The following is a 13916-nucleotide window of genomic DNA, read 5'->3' on the forward strand; positions in this document are numbered from 1 at the left end:
CATGAGCGAGCCCGTGCTGGTCTCCCTGCGGGGCGCGTCCTTCGCGTACGAGGACGGGCCGCCCGTGCTCAGCGACCTCGACTTCGCGGTGCCGGAGGGACGCGCGCTCGCCCTGCTGGGCCGCAACGGCAGCGGCAAGACGACGCTGATGCGGCTGCTCAGCGGTGGACTGCGGCCCCGGACCGGCGAGTTGGCGGTCGAGGGGCGGGCGGTGACGTACGACCGCAAGGGGCTGACCCGGCTGCGGACGACGGTGCAGCTGGTGGTGCAGGACCCGGACGACCAGCTGTTCGCGGCGTCCGTGGCGCAGGACGTGTCGTTCGGGCCGCTCAACCTCGGGCTGTCCGACGCGCAGGTCCGGGCCCGGGTGGACGAGGCGCTCGGCGCCCTCGGGATCGCCGCGCTCGCCGACCGGCCCACCCATCTGCTCTCCTACGGCCAGCGCAAGCGGACCGCCATCGCGGGCGCGGTCGCGATGCGGCCCCGTGTGCTGATCCTGGACGAGCCGACCGCCGGACTCGACCCCGACGGGCAGGAGCGGCTCCTCGCCACCCTGGACGGGCTGCGCCGGTCCGGCACCACCGTCGTGATGGCCACCCACGACGTCGACCTCGCCCTGCGCTGGGCCGACGACGCGGCACTGCTCACCCCGTCCGGCGCGCGCACCGGCCCGGTGGCCGCCATGCTCGCCCGTACGGATCTCCTCGGGCAGGCGGGACTGCGGCTGCCGTGGGGCATCGCCGTCGCTCAACACCTGCGGGAACAGGGGCTGTTGGGTGAGGAGGAGGCCGGGCCGCGTACGCCGGAGGAGCTGGCCGCCGTGGCTCAGGTCCGCAGGCCGTAGACGCGGACGGCGGTGCCCGCGAAGACCTCGTGCCGTTCGGCCGCGCTCAGTCCGGACGTCAACTCGTGGGCCGTGTCGAGGACGTGGGCGTAGTCCGCCGCGAGCCGGCAGACGGGCCAGTCGGAGCCGAACATCAGCCGGTCGGGGCCGAAGGCGTCCAGCACGATGTCGGCGTACGGGGCGAGGTCGGCGACGGACCAGGTCCTCCAGTCCGCCTCGGTGACCAGGCCGGAGAGCTTGCAGAAGGTGTTGGGGAGCGCGGCCAGCTGTCGCAACTCCCCCGCCCACGGCTCCAGTTCGCCCGAGGCGATGGGCGGCTTGGCCACATGGTCGAGGACGAAGGCGAGTTCGGGGAGCCGGGCCGCCGCCTCCACGGCGGCCGGGAGCTGGTGGGGTTTGACCAGGAGGTCGTAGCCGAGCCCCGCCCCGGCGACGGCGGACAGACCGCGCAGGACGTCCGGGCGGACCAGCCAGCGGGGGTCGGGTTCGCCCTGCACCTGGTGGCGGATGCCCACCAGATGCTCGCCGCCGGGGCCTTCGCGCAGCCCGGCGAGGGTCTCGGCGACATCGGGCGCGGTGAGGTCGGTCCAGCCGACGACCCCGGCGACCAGGTCGCTGCCGGCGGCCAGGGCCAGGAACTCGGGGGTCTCCTCGGGCACGGTGATCGTCTGCACCAGGACCGTGGCGGTGACCCCGGCGGCACGCGCCTCCGGCTCCAGGTCGCCGAGGGCGAAGTCGCGGCGCAGCGGGGCGAGTTCGGGGCCGGTGATCCAGTCCTGGTCGCGGACGGAGAGGTCCCAGACGTGGTGGTGGGCGTCGACGACGCCCGGGGCCGGGTGGGCGCCGGTCACAGTTCCCACACCACGGGCAGCCCGGCGTCGGAGCCCTCCGCCGAGTAGTCGTGGACGACGTCGAGGAGGTCGGCCATCCGGGCCTGCCAGGCGATGTTGACCGGCAGCTTCTCCAGTTCGGCGATCATCGCGGCGTAGTCCTCGACCTCCAGCAGATGGAAGAGGTCGGTGCCGCTGCGCCAGATCGTCCACGCGCTCACCCCGGCGGCGCGGATGGCGGTGGTCAGCTCCTCGGGGACCTCCCGGTGGGCCGCCTCGTACTCCTCGACGCGGTCGGCGCGGACCTTGGTGTGCAGGGCGACCCTCACGACGTCTCCTTCACGACGGCTCCTTCACTACGGCTGATTCGGCGGCGGGACGGGGGTGTTCGGGGCGAGCAGGCCCTCCGCGCGCAACTCGTCCCAGAGAGCGGCCGGTACGGGGAGCCGGGACTGCTCCACGGTGTCGTGGACCTCGGCGGGCGAGCGGGCGCCGGTGAGGACGCTCGCGACGGCCGGGTGACCGAGGGGGAAGCGGAGGGCGGCGGCGCGCAGGGGCACCCCGTGGCGTTCGGTGACCGCCTTCAGGCGCAGGGCCCGTTCGAGTACGGGTTCCGGGGCGGGCGCGTAGTCATAGGTGGAGCCCGGCCTGGGGTCGGTGAGCAGGCCGGAGTTGAAGACGCCGCCGATGAGGACACTACGGCCCCGGTCGGTGGCCTCGGGGAGCAGGTCGGCGAGGCCCGTCTGTTCCAGGAGGGTGTAGCGGCCGGCGAGGAGGACGACGTCGATGTCGGTCTCGCGCAGGAAGCGGGCGGGCAGGGCGGACTGGTTCATGCCGACGCCGATCGCGCCGACGACGCCTTCGCCGCGCAGCCGTTCGAGTGCCGGGTAGGCCTCGTCGAGGGCCTGTTCGGCGTGGTCGTCGGGGTCGTGGAGGAGGACGACGTCCACCCGGTCGAGGCCGAGCCGTTCGAGGCTGGCCTCCAGGGAGCGCAGGACGCCGTCGGCGCTGAAGTCCCAGACCCGGAGGTGGGTGGCGGGAACGGCGAAGCCGTCGGCGAGGTCGTCGCCGTCCCCGTCGGCGGGCACCAGCAGCCGGCCGACCTTGGTGGAGATCGTGTACGACTCCCGGGGGCGGCCCCGGAGCGCGGCGCCGAGGCGGCGTTCGGAGAGGCCGAGGCCGTAGTGGGGTGCCGTGTCGAAGGTGCGGATCCCGGCGTCCCAGGCGGCGTCCAGCGCGGCGGCGGCCTCCTCGTCCGGCACCGGGCGGAAGAGGTTGCCGATGCCGGCGGCGCCGTAGGCCAGTTCGGTGACGCGGACGTCGGTGCGGCCGAGGGTCGTGCTCCTCATGAGGTCGCCGGGCGGAGCCTGAGGCCCTGCATCCCGCCGTCGACGGCGAGGGCGGTGCCGGTGACGGAGGCGGCGGCGGGGCTCGCGAGGTAGACGATGGCGGCGGCGACCTCGTCGGCGGTGACCAGCCGGCCCAGGGGCTGGCGGGCGTTGAGGGCGGCGCGTTCGGCCTCGGGGTCGTCGGCGGCGTCGAGGAGCCGGCCGACCCAGGGGGTGTCGGCGGTGCCGGGGTTGACGCAGTTGACGCGGACGCCCTCGCGGACGTGGTCGGCGGCCATCGCCAGGGTCAGCGAGAGGACCGCGCCCTTGCTGGCGGAGTACAGGGCGCGCTGCGGCAGACCGGCGGTGGCGGCGATGGAGCAGGTGTTGACGATCGCCGCGTGGGACGACCTCCGCAGATGCGGCAGCGCGGCCCGGCTGGTGCGGACCATGCCGAGGACGTTGACGTCGAGGACGCGATGCCACTGCAGGTCGGGGTTGTCCTCGACGGTGCCCTGGGCGCCGATGCCCGCGTTGTTGACGAGGATGTCGAGGCCGCCGAGCCGCTGGGCGGCCTCCGCGACGGCGGCCCGTACGGAGGCGTCGTCGGAGACATCGGCCTCGATGCCGAGCAGGGGGGCCGTGGCGCCGGAGGGGTCCACGTCGAGGACGGCCACGGCGGCGCCCCGGGCGGCGAGCAGCCGGGCGGTGGCGAGGCCGATGCCGGACGCGCCTCCGGTGACGATCGCCTTGAGACCCGACAGTTCACCCGTGCCCGTGTCTGTCCGCCCGGTCATGCGACGTCCTCCCGTCCGGCGAGGTCGGCGGCCCAGAACGCACCGTCCGGGTAACGGTATTCGGCGAGCGACCCGGGGTGCATGGTCGCGGAGAAGCCGGGGGTCAGGGGGGCGGTGTAGTGGCCCTCGCGCATCACCACGGGGTCGGTGAAGTGCTCGTGGAGGTGGTCGACGTACTCGATGACCCGGTCGTCGGTGGTGCCGGAGAGGGCCAGGTAGTCGAACATCGACAGATGCTGGACGAGTTCGCACAGGCCGACGCCACCGGCGTGCGGGCAGACGGGCACGCCGAACTTCGCGGCGAGCAGCAGGATCGCCAGGTTCTCGTTGACCCCGCCGACCCGGGCCGCGTCGATCTGGAGGACGTCGAGGGCCTCGGCCTGGAGGAGCTGCTTGAAGACGATGCGGTTCTGGACGTGCTCGCCGGTGGCCACCTTCACGGGGGCGACGCCCCGGCGGACGGCGGCGTGGCCGAGGACGTCGTCGGGGCTGGTGGGCTCCTCGATCCAGTACGGGTCGAAGTCGGCGAGGGCGCGGGTCCACTCGATCGCCTCGTCGATGTTCCAGCGCTGGTTGGCGTCGATGGCGATGCGTACGCCGTCGCCGACGGCGGCGCGGGCGGTGCGCATCCGGCGTACGTCGTCGGCGAGGTCGGCACCGACCTTCAGTTTGATCTGGGTGAAGCCGTCGGCGACGGCCTGCTTGGCGAGCCGGGTGAGCTTCTCGTCGGAGTAGCCGAGCCAGCCGGGTGAGGTGGTGTAGCCGGGGTAGCCGCGCTCCAGCAGCGCGCTCTCGCGGTCGGCGAGCCCGGTGCGGCCCCGGCGGAGCAGGTCGAGCGCCTCCTCGGGGGTGAGGGCGTCGGCGATGTAGCGGAAGTCGACCTGGGAGACCAGCCACTCGGGTTCGGCGTGCGCGAGGAGCCGCCACAGGGGCTGTCCCGCGCGTTTGGCGGCCAGGTCCCAGACGGCGTTGACGACGGCGCCGATGGCCATGTGCATCACGCCCTTCTCGGGGCCGAGCCAGCGCAGCTGGCTGTCGCCGATCAGGTCGCGGTTGACCGAGCCGGGGTCGGCGCACAGCTCCTCGACCGAGCGGCCGACGAGGTGGGGCCGCAGGGCGCCGATGGCGGCGACCTGGACGTCGTTGCCGCGGCCGATGGTGAAGGTGAAGCCGTGGCCCTCGTGCCCGTCACCGGCGTCGGTGCGGAGCACCACGTAGGCGGCGGAGTAGTCGGGGTCCGGGTTCATGGCGTCCGACCCGTCCAGCTCCCGCGAGGTGGGGAACCGGATGTCGTAGGTGTCGACCGCGGTGATCCGGGCGGGGGATGCAGTCACGGGGGTGCTCAAGGGAGTGCCTTTCACGCTTGGCCGAAGGTCTGGCGCTGGCTCCCGAGCCCGTCGATCTCTAGCTCGACGGTGTCACCGGGGCGGAGATAGGGGGTGCCGGGCAGGCCGAGGGCGACTCCGGCGGGCGTACCGGTGTTGATCATGTCGCCGGGCTCCAGGACCATGTACCGGCTGAGGTACGCCACGATCTCGTGGACCGGGAAGATCATGTCGCGGGTGTGTCCGTGCTGGCGCTTGACCCCGTTGACGCTCAGCCGCAGTCCGAGGTCCTGCGGGTCGCCGGCCTCGTCGGCGGTGACCAGCCAGGGGCCCATCGGGTTGAAGGTCTCGCAGGACTTGCCGAGGTCCCACTGCGAGGAGTACTCCAGCTGGAACTCGCGCTCGGAGACGTCGTGGCTGACCACGTATCCGGCGATCACCTCGGCGGCGTCCTCGGGACCGTCGAGGTAGCGGGCCCGGCGGCCGATGACGACGCCCAGCTCGACCTCCCAGTCCGTCCTGGCCGAGCCGCGCGGGATCAGTACCTCGTCGTACGGGCCGACGACCGTGCTCGGATCTTTGAGGAAGACGACCGGGCGGGGCGGGATCGCGGCGCCGGTCTCGGCGGCGTGGTCGCGGTAGTTCAGCCCGACACAGACGATCTTGCCGGGGCGGGCGACGGGGGCGCCGACGCGCAGGGCCGCGGCGTCCAGCTCGGGCAGTCCGCCCGCCTCGACCGCCGCGCGGGCCCGGTCGACTCCCCCGGAGGTGAGGAAGGCGCCGTCGATGTCGGGGGCCACGGAGGACAGGTCCAGCAGTCGGCCGTCATCGGTGCGGACGGCGGGCCGCTCCTCGCCCGGGGCGCCGACGCGTAGCAGTTTCACTGGGGCAGCTCCCTTGCCATGGGTTCGTTCGGCGATCGATCAGCCATCGGTCGGTCATCGATCGGCCGCTGTCATTCATCGGAGGAATGGCGCACCGTGACTTTAGGGGCAGTTCGGCGCCCTGACAACGTATTCCTCGGATGTATTTGGATCGACACCGGACTTTCGCCAGCCCATGAATCCGACATAAGCGACATCGGTCTGAGGGGGCACCCCTGGCACTCCAAGATCGGGATGGCGAATTCATCGCGGGCGACCTCTTGTCATCCCCGGCAATCCCGTCGTAACGTCCTCGACGTCCGAGATACATCGGAGGAATCGCACCACCGTCCCACGTAGGTAGTGGCCGTTCCAACTCCGCTGCTCGTTCACCCGGTTGACCCTCTATCCCTCCCCTCCGACAGCCCACGCATGCCTGTCCCGGAGGGCGGCCTCCCTGTCCTGGCTAAGGAGAACCCGGCCATGAAGCTCGCTCGCACCCGCTCCACCGCCGCGGCGGCCTGCGCCCTCGCTGCCCTCACCCTGCTCACCGCGTGCAACCGCGAAAGTTCCTCCGGGTCGGCCGGATCGGGCGGTGACAAGCCCGCCATCGGCATCGATCTGCCGCGCTCCGACTCGGACTTCTGGAACTCCTACGCCGAGTACCTGAAGAAGGACGTCAAGTCCGAGGACATCAACGCGCTGCCGCTCAGCAACTCGCAGAACGACATCACCAAGCTCGTCGCCAATGTGCAGGTGTTCCAGAACACGGGCGCCAAGGCGGTCGTCATGGCCCCGCAGGACACCGGCGCCATCGCCTCCACCCTCGACACCCTCGCGTCGAAGAAGATCCCCGTGGTCAGCGTCGACACCCGGCCCGACAAGGGCGACGTCTACATGGTGGTCCGCGCCGACAACCGGGCGTACGGCACCAAGGCCTGCGAGTTCCTCGGCAAGCAGCTGGGCGGCAAGGGCAAGGTCGCCGAACTGCAGGGCGCGCTGGACTCGATCAACGGACGGGACCGCTCCGAGGCGTTCGCGGAGTGCATGAAGACCAAGTTCCCGAAGATCAAGGTCTTCGAGCTGCCCACCGACTGGAAGGGCGACGTGGCCTCCGCCAAGCTGCAGAGCCTGCTCGCCCAGCACCCCGACCTGAACGGCATCTACATGCAGGCCGGCGGTGTCTTCCTGCAGCCGACCCTGGCCCTGCTGGAGCAGAAGGGCCTGCTGAAGCCCGCCGGGGAGAAGGGCCACATCTCGATCATCTCCAACGACGGCATCCCGCAGGAGTTCGACGCCATCCGCAAGGGCCAGATCGACGCCACGGTCTCGCAGCCGGCCGACCTGTACGCCAAGTACGCGCTGTACTACGCGGAGGCGGCGGCCGAGGGCAAGACGTTCAAGCCGGGCAAGACCGACCACGATTCCACGATCATCGAGATCCCGAACGGTCTGGAGGACCAGCTCCCGGCGCCGCTGGTGACCAAGGACAACGTGGACGACAAGACCCTGTGGGGCAACAACGTCGGCTAGGGGTGCCCCGAAGGCCCCGCCGGATCAGCCGATTCGCCCGCAGCCCACGAATCCACCCCCCAAGCCAGCCCACGAAGGACGGTATCCACCATGGCGGACACCGCGACCGCCGCGGCGAACGGCGGCGGCGACCCCGCCGCCGGGAGCCACGCCCCGGTGGCCGAGGCCATCGGCATCAGCAAGAGGTTCGGCGCCACCGTCGCGCTGCGCGACGCCCGGATCACCATCGCGCCGGGCGAGTCGCACGCGCTGGTCGGCCGCAACGGCGCCGGCAAGTCGACCCTGGTGTCCATCCTGACCGGGCTGCGGCACGCCGACACCGGCACCCTGCGCTTCTCCGGCGAGCCGGCGCCCGCCGTCGGCGACATCGACGCCTGGCGCTCCAGGGTCGCCTGCGTCTACCAGAAGTCCACGATCATCCAGGGCCTGACCGTCGCCGAGAACCTCTTCCTGAACCGGCAGAGCGACGGCGCCGCGCGGCCCATCCGCTGGAAGCGACTGCGGGCGCGGGCCGAGGAGTTGCTCGCCGGGTACGGCGTGGACGTGAAGGCCGACGCGCGGGCCCGGGACCTCACCGTCGAGCAGCGGCAGTTCGTGGAGATCGCGCGGGCGCTGTCGTTCGGCGCGCGCTTCATCATCCTCGACGAGCCGACCGCCAAGCTCGACGCCCGCGGTATCAACCGGCTCTTCGACAAGCTCCGCGACCTCCAACGGCAGGGCGTCGCCTTCCTGTTCATCTCCCACCACCTCCAAGAGGTGTACGACCTCTGCACCACCGTCACGGTCTACCGGGACGCGGCCCACATCCTGACCGCGCCCGTCGCCGAACTCGGCCACCAGGCCCTGGTGGAGGCCATGACCGGGGAGTCCACCGTCACGGCGGCGGAGACGGTGGAGAACCGTCCCCCGGTGCGGTCCGACGCCCCCGAACTCCTGACCGTCGAGGACCTCACCCTGCCCGGCGCCTGCGAGAACCTGTCGCTGTCGGTGCGCGCCGGTGAGGTGGTCGGCCTCGCCGGCGCGGCGGCCAGCGGCAATGTGCGGGTCGGCGAGACCGTCGCCGGGCTGCACCGGGTCGAGGAGGGCACGATCTCGGTCCGGGGGCGGCGGGTGCGCGGCGGCAGTGTGCCCTCGGCGCTCGCCGTCGGTGTCGGGCTCGTCCCGGAGGACCGCCATCTCCAGGGCCTGGTCAACAACCGCAGCGTGGCGGAGAACGCGACGCTCACCGTCACCGACCAGCTCGGCCCGTACGGCACCGTGCTGCCCTCCCGGACCAGGGTCTTCGCCCAGCGCATGATCCGGGACCTCGACATCAAGACACCGGGCGGGTCCACCCTCGTGTCGGCGCTCTCCGGCGGCAACCAGCAGAAGGTCGTCGTCGCCCGCGCCCTGGCCACCGACCCGCATGTGCTGGTGGCAATCCGCCCGACCAACGGGGTGGACGTCAAGTCCAAGGAGTTCCTGCTGCGCCGGATCCGGGAGATCGCGGACGGCGGGAGGGCCGCGCTGATCGTCTCCGACGAGCTGGACGACCTGAAGGTGTGCGACCGGCTCGTGGTGATGTTCCACGGGCGGGTGGTCGCCGAGTTCGACCGGGGCTGGACGGACGAGCAGGTGGTCGCGGCGATGGAGGGCGTGGCCGGCCACACCGAAGCCGCCGCCGCCCGGGGCGACGCCCACGACAGCGACCTCACCACCCCTGACATCACCGAAGAGCACGGAAGGTAGTCATGTCCGCCACCACTGATGTCACCGACCCCGCCAAGAGCGTGGCACGGGAGACCACCGGGGACACCCGCCGCGGGCTCGACCTCGGTCGCTTCCGTGAACTGTCCCTGGTCCCCGCGATCCTGGTCCTCGGCCTGATCGGCTTCATCGTCTCGCCGGCCTTCCTCACCGCCGACAACCTCATCGGTGTGGCCCAGCAGTCCACCGAGCTGAGCCTGCTGGTGCTGGCCACCGCGCTGATCCTGATCTGCGGCCGGATGGACCTGTCCCTGGAGTCCACGATCGGCGTGGCGCCCGTCATCGCCGTCTGGCTGGTGCTGCCGACCAGCGGCGCCCGGTTCACCGGCCTCGGGCTGCTGCCCGAGTGGACGGCCGTACCGCTGTGTCTGCTGGTGGGCGTGGTGATCGGCGCCGTCAACGGGTTCCTGATCCTGAAGCTGCGCCTCAACGGCTTCATCGTCACCCTCGGCATGCTGACCATGCTGCGCGGCCTCCAGGTGGCCCTGTCCGAGGGCCAGTCCATCGTGGAGCTGCCGTCCTCCTTCACCTACCTCGGCAAGGCGTCGTGGCTCGGGGTGCCGGCCGCCATCTGGATCTGCGTGGTCCTCTTCGCCCTCGGCGGCAGCGCGCTGGCCTGGCTGCGGCACGGCCGGGCGCTGTACGCGATCGGCGGCAACGCGGAGGCCGCCCGGACGGCCGGTATCCGGGTCGACCGGATCGTGTGGGCGGTGCTGATCCTCGGCAGTGTGCTGGCCGCGTTCGCCGGCATCCTCTACAGCGGCCACTACGGGTCGATCTCCGCGACCCAGGGCAGCGGCTGGATCTTCCAGGTGTTCGCCGCGACCGTCATCGGCGGGGTCAGCCTCAACGGCGGCAAGGGCTCGGTGTTCGGCGCCCTCACCGGTGTGCTGACGCTCCAACTCGTCGTGAACGTCATGACGCTGGCCGGTGTGCCTCCGCTGTGGAACCAGTTCCTCAACGGCGCGATCATCATCGTCGCCCTGATCATCTCCCGCTTCGCCTCCGGCGAGAAGCAGGAGTAGCGCGGCCCGGTACGGCGAGAAGCGGACGTACCCCGGTACAGGGAGGCACCTCGTGGCACTGACGGACGAGGCGATGGACAAGATCAAGGCGATGATCGTGGCCGGGGAGCTGGCGCCGGGCTCCCGCCTTCCCAAGGAGGAGATCCTCGCCGCCCAGCTCGGGCTGTCCCGCAGTTCGCTGCGGGAGGCGGTACGGGCGCTGACCGCGATGCGCATCCTGGTCACCCGGCAGGGCGACGGCACGTACGTGTCCAGTCTGGAACCGCATCTGCTGCTGGAGTCGCTCTCCTTCGCCTCGGACGTCTCCCAGGGGCGGACGGCCCTGCAACTGCTCCAGGTCCGGCGGCTGCTGGAGCCCCAGGCGACCGGGGCCGCCGCCGCCCTGCTGACCGCCGGCGACCTCGACGAACTGGGCGCGATCCTGCGGCGGTCACGGGCCGCCGCCACGGTCGAGGAGTTCGTGGGCCACGACATCGCCTTCCATCTGCGGATCGTGGAGGCGGTCGGCAACCCCGTGCTGTCGATGCTGCTGCGGGTGCTCTCCACCCGCACCCAGCGGGCCCGGATCGTCCGGGGCACCCGCACCGAGCGGGCCGTGGAACACGCGCACCGCGAGCACGAGGAGATCCTCCGCGCCCTGTGCGCCCGTGACGCCGCCCTGGCCGTGTCGGCGGCGACGGTCCATGTCGCCGCCGTGGAGCAGTGGATGGCGAACGGGCTGGTCGAGGAGGATCCCCTCTGCGTGGCCGAGGGCTGAGCCCCGCCTCGGCGGAGGGCTGAGCCCCGCGCTCACATGTCGGTGGCGTCCACCAGTTCGCCGAGGTCGACGAACTTGAAGCCGGTGCCGGTGCGGGTGCCGCCCTCGCCGTCCGGGACCCCGGGGGTCTCGTGGCCGTCCTGGACGACGAGCAGACCGCGCGGATAGCGGTGGCCCAGCGGGGCGTTGAGCACGGCGGCGCCGTCGCACTCCTCCACGCTGTCGAGGGCCGGCGAGGCGGCGCCGATCCGGAAGCCGCCCTCGTACTCGTTGCCCTCGCTCACCTCACGGTCGTACAGGGCGAAGGTGTCGTCGCCCTGGCTGGAGGCGAGCAGGTAACCGTCCCCGTCCCGTTCCTGATAGAGCGTCAGGCCCTCCACGTCGGCGGACAGCCGCTTCCCTCCGTAGCCGGGGTCGGCGCCCGGCGCGCACTCCTCGGTCTCCTCGTCGTAGGTGCCGGGGACGCCGTACTCCCTGGTCCGGTCGACCAGGACCGGCTTGCCGGTGAGGTCGGCCCGCAGCCTCCAGATGCCGATGTCCTCCTGGCCCGCGTAGAGGGTGCCGGTGGCGGGGTCCACCACCATGCCCTCGACCTGCGGGAGTTCACCGGGTTCGCCGCAGGGGCTCCAGGTGCTGCCGTCGGGCAGCCGGAAGGAGGACGGCAGGTCGAGGGTGCGGACCTTGCGGTAGCCGACTGTGCCGTGTGCGGCCGGAAGGAGTTCGAGCAGCGCGAGACGGGTGCGCTCCCGCTGACTGACCAGGGCGTAGGTGCGGCCGGTGGCCCTGTCCGTCCAGGTGGCGAGGCCGTACGCGGTGCGCTGGTCGTTGATCTCGGCCTGGTCGGCGGAGAAGACGGGGGCGGCGGCCGGATCGGTGATGTCGGTCAGCGGCCCGCCGGGGCGGGCGGGGTCGACGCGGTAGATCCGCAGCCGGTCGTTGCCCCGGTCGCTCACCACCGCCACGTCGGCCCGGCCCGCCGTGGTGCGCAGACCGGTGACGAGGTCGACGTTGTTGAAGCGGCCGGGGGCGTCGTCCTCGGCCGGCGGCTTCGGTGCGGCCACCGTCTGCACCGGCCGGGCGTCGAGGTTGTAGACGCGCAGGCCGCCCTCCTTCGCGGTGGCGACGACGAGGCTGCGGCCGGGGTCGGCGGGGTTCCGCCAGATCGCCGGGTCGTCGGCGTCGGAGGCGCCGCCTGCCTCGTCGTCGTACAGCGCGGCCGACTCGCTCGTGGCGGTCACCGTCGGGAGGGCGGGCGCGCGCCCTGCCGCGACCGGGCCCGCTCCCGCCGGGGAGGCCGTGAGGAAGGTGGTGAGCGCGGTGCCGGAGGCGAGGAGGGCGACTCTTCGGGCGGTGCGGGGCGTTCTCACAGGCGTTCGCTTCCTTACCGTCAAATGCCGTCGATGGTCGGGGACATGCAGATGGTGCGGAGTGAAGCTTGCGCGCAGACGGACGGGGTCTGTCCATGGGGGCGTGGTGAAGTGGCCGTGGATCGGCCGAAGTTCGCCCGGTCGTCACCTGACGAGGCGCGCCGGGCGGGTGCAGACGTGGAGCACATGCTCCAGCGGGCCACGGCGGAAGACCCGGGTCCAGGCGGTGGCGAGCACCGTCGCGACCAGCAGATAGACGAAGAGGTCGACGAGCGCGGGCCCGGTCTCCTCCGCCATGCCGAACTCCCGGATGGCGAGGATGTGCAGGACGTACGCGGTCAGCGCCGTCATCCCGACGGCGCACACGGGGCCGGCGAGGCGGGCGAGGCGGGGCAGCCGGTCCACGGCCGTCACGCACCCCACCACGACCAGCAGCGCGACCCCGGTGTTGCCGAGGATGGAGAACGTCGTCTGGCTGTGCGGCGCGCCCACCAGGAGCCAGGCGGCGGGGGTGCCGTCGACGAGGTAGCCGACCGTGTCGGACCACCAGGCCGAGGCGGCGCCGTCGCCGTCCGTGGCGGCGGCGACCGTCGCCCGGGCGTGCGGGACGAGACGGAGCGCCAGCCAGGAGCCCCCGTAGCCGAGCACGGTCAACACGCCTCCGGCCAGCGCGAGTTGGGTGCGGACCGTGCTCCGGGTGAGGTCGAGGCGGGCGACCGCCATCCCGGCCAGCATGAACGACGCCCAGGTGAGCACGGGGTATTCGCCGGTGAACAGCAGTTCCAGGAAGCCGTCCGTGTCACTGATCCTGGCCAGCGGGTCGGCGGCGGTGATCGCCTCAGCCCAGTCGCCGTTCTCGATCGACAGCCGTACCCCGTACAGGACTTGGGGCAGCACGAGCGCGCCCGCGGCGGCGAGGAGAGCGAGCGTCCGGGCCCGCAGCCGGTACAGCGGGAGGACGGCGAGGAAGGTCAGGCCGTAGAAGGCGAGGATCACGTCGACGTCGGTGTCGAGGGCGGTCAGGGCGAATCCGAGGGCGATCAGCACGAGGGAGCGGATCACCATCCGGACCACCGCCTGCCGTCCGGCACGTCCGGTGCGCGGGTGCGGGCGGCCGGTGATCAGGACGAGGGTGAAGCCGGCCAGCAGCGCGAACAGCGCGGAGGAGCGGCCCCGCGCCAGCTCCATGACGAGGCCCAGCGGCCCGCCGCCCGCCGGGTCGGGACCGACATGGGCGGCGTACATACCGAACACCGCGAGTCCACGGGCGAGATCGATACCGACCAGCCGTCCGGTGGAGCGCCGCCCCTCGGAGTCCGTGACGGCCGTGGGGGCGGAGGCGGCGGGCGTGCGGGCGGGGGTGCGGGCAGGCGGCCGGGTGGCCGACTTGGCCGACAGGTCCGACGACGTGTCTGGTGTCATGGCTTTCAGCGTCGGGGGCGCGCGGGGCGCGTCACCATCCGGCGGTCGGCTGGACGGCCCCCGCCGACCAGCCGGGGCC

Annotated in this window: 13 protein-coding genes; 5 read left to right on the plus strand and 8 right to left on the minus strand. The window is 72.2% G+C overall.

Going from position 1 to position 13916, the window contains the following annotated elements:
* The first annotated feature begins 1 nt into the window (after position 1).
* Positions 2 to 844 (plus strand): energy-coupling factor ABC transporter ATP-binding protein, encoded by an 843-nt coding sequence (locus J8M51_RS07880; protein ID WP_086755938.1) that lies wholly within the window; start codon positions 2 to 4, stop codon positions 842 to 844.
* Here J8M51_RS07880 and J8M51_RS07885 read toward each other — a convergent pair.
* From J8M51_RS07885 to J8M51_RS07910, 6 genes are read right to left on the minus strand one after another with little or no spacing between them, the layout of a single operon-like run.
* Positions 826 to 1695, minus strand: a complete 870-nt coding sequence (locus tag J8M51_RS07885; RefSeq protein WP_086755940.1) for an amidohydrolase family protein — start codon at positions 1693 to 1695, stop codon at positions 826 to 828. The two genes, J8M51_RS07880 and J8M51_RS07885, sit on opposite strands and share 19 nt — an antisense overlap.
* A complete protein-coding gene (locus tag J8M51_RS07890) occupies positions 1692 to 2003 on the minus strand; it encodes an L-rhamnose mutarotase (RefSeq protein WP_086755942.1) in 312 nt (103 codons plus the stop codon). The genes J8M51_RS07885 and J8M51_RS07890 overlap by 4 nt, the downstream gene beginning before the upstream one ends.
* 27 nt (positions 2004 to 2030) lie before the next feature.
* Positions 2031 to 3023: an aldo/keto reductase gene (locus J8M51_RS07895; protein ID WP_086755943.1), complete on the minus strand. Its 993-nt coding sequence runs from the start codon at positions 3021 to 3023 to the stop codon at positions 2031 to 2033.
* Complete coding sequence (locus J8M51_RS07900; RefSeq protein WP_086755945.1) at positions 3020 to 3799, minus strand: SDR family NAD(P)-dependent oxidoreductase; 780 nt, start codon at positions 3797 to 3799, stop codon at positions 3020 to 3022. The genes J8M51_RS07895 and J8M51_RS07900 overlap by 4 nt, the downstream gene beginning before the upstream one ends.
* Positions 3796 to 5133 carry an L-fuconate dehydratase gene (locus tag J8M51_RS07905; protein ID WP_086755946.1) on the minus strand — a complete coding sequence of 446 codons (1338 nt, stop codon included), beginning with the start codon at positions 5131 to 5133 and terminating at the stop codon, positions 3796 to 3798. The genes J8M51_RS07900 and J8M51_RS07905 overlap by 4 nt, the downstream gene beginning before the upstream one ends.
* Positions 5134 to 5156: 23 nt before the next feature.
* On the minus strand, positions 5157 to 6008 hold the full coding sequence (locus J8M51_RS07910) for a fumarylacetoacetate hydrolase family protein (protein ID WP_086755948.1): 852 nt from the start codon (positions 6006 to 6008) through the stop codon (positions 5157 to 5159).
* A gap of 462 nt (positions 6009 to 6470) precedes the next feature.
* Here J8M51_RS07910 and J8M51_RS07915 point away from each other — a divergent pair, with 462 nt between their 5' ends.
* The 4 genes from J8M51_RS07915 (at position 6471) to J8M51_RS07930 (ending at position 11048) form a co-directional block, all read left to right on the plus strand.
* Positions 6471 to 7520 carry a sugar ABC transporter substrate-binding protein gene (locus tag J8M51_RS07915; RefSeq protein ID WP_086755949.1) on the plus strand — a complete coding sequence of 350 codons (1050 nt, stop codon included), beginning with the start codon at positions 6471 to 6473 and terminating at the stop codon, positions 7518 to 7520.
* 90 nt (positions 7521 to 7610) lie between these two features.
* On the plus strand, positions 7611 to 9248 hold the full coding sequence (locus J8M51_RS07920) for a sugar ABC transporter ATP-binding protein (protein WP_256964753.1): 1638 nt from the start codon (positions 7611 to 7613) through the stop codon (positions 9246 to 9248).
* A gap of 2 nt (positions 9249 to 9250) precedes the next feature.
* Positions 9251 to 10291 carry an ABC transporter permease gene (locus J8M51_RS07925; protein ID WP_086755951.1) on the plus strand — a complete coding sequence of 347 codons (1041 nt, stop codon included), beginning with the start codon at positions 9251 to 9253 and terminating at the stop codon, positions 10289 to 10291.
* Between the two features lie 52 nt (positions 10292 to 10343).
* On the plus strand, positions 10344 to 11048 hold the full coding sequence (locus J8M51_RS07930; RefSeq protein WP_086755953.1) for a FadR/GntR family transcriptional regulator: 705 nt from the start codon (positions 10344 to 10346) through the stop codon (positions 11046 to 11048).
* 32 nt (positions 11049 to 11080) lie between these two features.
* On the opposite strand, the gene J8M51_RS07935 is transcribed toward J8M51_RS07930, so the two are convergent.
* Positions 11081 to 12415, minus strand: a complete 1335-nt coding sequence (locus J8M51_RS07935) for a phytase (protein ID WP_086755954.1) — start codon at positions 12413 to 12415, stop codon at positions 11081 to 11083.
* A 144-nt stretch (positions 12416 to 12559) separates the two neighbouring features.
* A complete protein-coding gene (locus J8M51_RS07940) occupies positions 12560 to 13837 on the minus strand; it encodes a DUF418 domain-containing protein (RefSeq protein ID WP_267299057.1) in 1278 nt (425 codons plus the stop codon).
* Positions 13838 to 13916: the final 79 nt, after the last annotated feature.

The sequence above is a fragment of the Streptomyces griseiscabiei genome, from assembly GCF_020010925.1.
Classification (GTDB): Bacteria; Actinomycetota; Actinomycetes; order Streptomycetales; family Streptomycetaceae; genus Streptomyces; species Streptomyces griseiscabiei.

Coding starts and splice junctions, on each gene's coding strand:
- J8M51_RS07940 (WP_267299057.1), bottom strand. CDS start 13,837: ATGACACCAGACACGTCGTCGGACCTGTCGGCCAAGTCGGCCACCCGG.
- J8M51_RS07895 (WP_086755943.1), bottom strand. CDS start 3,023: ATGAGGAGCACGACCCTCGGCCGCACCGACGTCCGCGTCACCGAACTG.
- J8M51_RS07900 (WP_086755945.1), bottom strand. CDS start 3,799: ATGACCGGGCGGACAGACACGGGCACGGGTGAACTGTCGGGTCTCAAG.
- J8M51_RS07920 (WP_256964753.1), top strand. CDS start 7,611: ATGGCGGACACCGCGACCGCCGCGGCGAACGGCGGCGGCGACCCCGCC.
- J8M51_RS07925 (WP_086755951.1), top strand. CDS start 9,251: ATGTCCGCCACCACTGATGTCACCGACCCCGCCAAGAGCGTGGCACGG.
- J8M51_RS07880 (WP_086755938.1), top strand. CDS start 2: ATGAGCGAGCCCGTGCTGGTCTCCCTGCGGGGCGCGTCCTTCGCGTAC.
- J8M51_RS07915 (WP_086755949.1), top strand. CDS start 6,471: ATGAAGCTCGCTCGCACCCGCTCCACCGCCGCGGCGGCCTGCGCCCTC.